Below are 3,029 nucleotides of genomic sequence, written 5' to 3' on the forward strand. Positions count from 1 at the left end.
GGCGCGCGTAACGATGTGAGAGAATATACAATTGCCCCTTTTGTTTTATCCCGGGGGGGCGCGGGGCCCCGGCCCCCCCCCGGCGCACACCGCTGAAGAGCGAGGTCAGGCGTTGCCGCGGCGACGTCCGGCCAGCACGCCGTACGCCACACCCGCGGCGCCCACGACGATGCCGACGATGCCGAGGACCCGGGCGGTGGTGTCGGTGCCGTCGGCGGGCTCGGCCGCCTCGGCCGAGGTGTTCGCGGCGGCGGCGGAGGCGTCGTCGGACGGCTCCTCGGCCGGCTCCTCGGACGCCTCGTCGGAGCCGGAGGAGCCGTGGTGGCCGTCCGCGGCGTCGGACAGGGTCAGCACGGGTGCCGGGCTGTCGGGCTCCTCCTCACCCTCCTGCGGCACCTCGATCCAGCGCACGACCTCCTTGTTGTCGTACGTCTGGATCGCCTTGAAGACCAGCTCGTCGGCGTCCTCGGGCAGCTTGCCGATGGAGACCGGGAACTTCTGGAGGAAGCCGGCCTCGATGCCGTCGCCCTTCGCGGTCCAGGTGATCTTGGAGACGGCCTCGGTGATCTTCTCGCCGTGCGACTCGATCGGCTTGTCCAGCTCGGTCTTGGTGACCTTGACGTCCCAGCCGTCGACCGGCACCGGCAGCGCCGAGGTGAGCGGGTGGTCGGTCGGGAAGCTGACCTCCAGCTTGGTGGTCGCGGCGTTGTCCCGCTCGTTCGGGACCCGGAAGTCCACGATCGCGTAGCCGCCCTTGGCGGCCGCGCCCTCCGGCTGCACGGTGACGTGCGCGAGGGCGGGGGCGGACAGGGCGAGGACGGCCGTGGCGGCGAGGGCGCCGACGGCGGCGATACGGGAAGCCTTCATGGCGATGAGCACTCCACTTCGTGGTGAGCGTTTCCGATGCTGAGGAGATACGCGCGCAGGGCGGTGCACCGTCGAGGACGGGAGAACGCGCAAGCGCGTGCCGCGCGACGGCGGCCCCCTCCACACCGTGTGTGGAGCGCTGGTCGCGTCGCGTCAGGCGGCGAGCAGGAACGCGGCGGCAGGTGGTCCGCGCCGGATCACCGTGTGCTGGAGTGCGAGCGTGCGCGGCTCGGGGGCCGCGAGCGGGGCGGTCCGCCTGAAGCGCGGGCCCGCCTGAGGCGCGATCGCAAGCCCGGCGCACAGGGCGCGCGCCAACGCGAGCGCCCCGCGCAACGACCGTACGAGCGCCCCCTCGGCGACGGTCTCCGCCGACAGGGCGAGGATGCGCAGCAGCGCCAGATCTCCGCGCCGCAGCAGCCACCCGGCGGCGAGACCCGCCAGGACATGGCCGAGCAGCATCGGCAGGGACGGCAGCAGCGCGGCCCAGGAGCCGGGCTCGGTGGACAGGGCGTCCGCCGGCTGGTGCGCCAGGTGCGCACCCGGGTCGATCCGGGCGTCCGCGAGGATGCGCTGGGCCTGGGCGGGACTGATGGCCGCGGCCGTGGTGCCGCACACCAGCCGCGCGGCCTGCTCGACGAGCGAGGCGTCGGTGGCGACCGAGGCGGCCGCGCCACCCGCCGTACCACCCGCCGCACCGCTCACCGCGGCGCCGTGCTGACCCAGCCCGAAGAGCATGTGCAGGACCGTTTGTCCGCCCGCGAGGAGCGCCGCGATCACCGGCAGCGAACGGGCCCGCCCGAACAGCGGCACCGCGATCAGCCACGTCCCGAGGAAGCCCGCCCCCAGAGTCCACAGCGGCACCGCGGCACACGAGGCGATCGCGTGCCCGGCCGCGGCCAGCACGACACAGACCGCGGCGAAGACCGCGGCCCGCAGGATCCGGAGATCACTTCCGGAGCGCGCCGTGCGCGGGTGGGGGGCAGACATGGCGGGCTCATCATCGCACTGACCTTATGGCCCCCATACGGCAGGTCCGCAAAATCGCGGACTGGTGCATTCGGCCCACATACACCGATTGGCGCCCTCAGCACATCGCCCATACAGGCGTCGTCACGCTCACTGAGGGCTTACATCCGGGCGCTCGCGGTAATACGTAACGGTATGTCGAGCCGCGGCCAGGAGGCCGTCGCCCAGGAGGCTGGAGCATGAGCATCTGGTGGTCACTCCATCTGCGGCGCGAGGCCGCGAGCGTGCCGCTCGCCCGCCGACTGCTGCTCGGCACGATGGAGACGGCGGGCGTCGACCCCGACATCTCCTACGACCTCTCCGTCGCCCTGACCGAGGCCTGCGCGAACGCCGTCGAGCACGGCGGCGACCATTCCTGCGAGGCCTACCAGGTCACCGCCTACCTGGACGGCGAGCTGTGCCGCATCGAGGTCGCCGACTCCGGCCCGGGCTTCACCCGGACGGAATCCCGGACGGAATCCCGGACCGACCTCTTGACCGGACCTACGGCCGAACCTCCGATCGAACCCCCGGCCGAACCCGTGACCGTCCGGATGCCCGAGGCCGCCGAGGCCGAGCACGGCCGCGGCCTGTGTCTGATCCAGGAGCTGGCCGACCACGTCCACTTCCGCAACAAACCGGGCCGGGGCGGAGCCGTGGTGAGCTTCGACAAACTGCTCAAATGGCGCGACGGCGCCCCGCTGGTGACGGCCTCCTGACTGGCGGACCCGCGTTCACAGCGATCTCCCGGGGAACCCTCGACTCCCTGACGGGCGGCGCTCCTACGGTCCCCGCATGACGGAGAACACGACGGACGACCCCCGACCGGCGAAGCACCAGGACACATCCCTCACCCGGCGCCGCGCCCTCGCGGTGACCGGCGGCACGGTCGTGACCGGCGGCCTCGGCATCGACCTGCACGCCAAGGGCTGGTCCCCCCGAGGCAGCGCGGGCCTGCTGGCGGGCGCCCTGTTCCTGGACGCCCTCTCGGGCACCCGCTAGGGCCTGTCTGACAATTCCCGCCTGCCCTCCGGGCGGACGACGGGAATTGTCAGACAGGCCCTAGTAGTGCTTGGTCAGGTGTGTTCGCTGGTGGCGTGTCCGTTTGATGGGGTGTGTCGTTGAGCGGGTGTGCTGGGTGGGGAGTTGGCTGCGGT

The 3,029-nt window shown here is 72.2% G+C and carries 4 protein-coding genes; 2 read left to right on the forward strand and 2 right to left on the reverse strand.

What is annotated here, in order from left to right; translation table 11 throughout:
* Nucleotides 1-105 precede the first annotated feature (105 nt).
* Both ABT232_RS38250 and ABT232_RS38255 read right to left on the reverse strand, forming a co-directional pair.
* Nucleotides 106-867 (reverse strand): YcnI family copper-binding membrane protein, encoded by a 762-nt coding sequence (locus tag ABT232_RS38250; RefSeq protein ID WP_351849397.1) that lies wholly within the window; start codon nt 865-867, stop codon nt 106-108.
* Between the two features lie 153 nt (nt 868-1,020).
* Nucleotides 1,021-1,854: a hypothetical protein gene (locus ABT232_RS38255; RefSeq protein WP_351849399.1), complete on the reverse strand. Its 834-nt coding sequence runs from the start codon at nt 1,852-1,854 to the stop codon at nt 1,021-1,023.
* A 218-nt stretch (nt 1,855-2,072) separates the two neighbouring features.
* Between ABT232_RS38255 and ABT232_RS38260 the strand changes: the two genes are divergently transcribed.
* Both ABT232_RS38260 and ABT232_RS38515 read left to right on the forward strand, forming a co-directional pair.
* Entirely contained in the window at nt 2,073-2,591 is a 519-nt protein-coding gene (locus ABT232_RS38260; protein WP_351849402.1) for an ATP-binding protein, read from the forward strand.
* 76 nt (nt 2,592-2,667) lie between these two features.
* The gene (locus ABT232_RS38515; RefSeq protein WP_450871976.1) at nt 2,668-2,874 is read left to right on the forward strand and encodes a hypothetical protein; all 207 of its coding nucleotides are present in this window, start codon (nt 2,668-2,670) and stop codon (nt 2,872-2,874) included.
* The last annotated feature ends 155 nt before the right edge of the window (nt 2,875-3,029 follow it).

Source organism: Streptomyces sp. NPDC001532, assembly GCF_040298625.1.
In the GTDB taxonomy this organism is placed as follows: Bacteria; Actinomycetota; Actinomycetes; order Streptomycetales; family Streptomycetaceae; genus Streptomyces.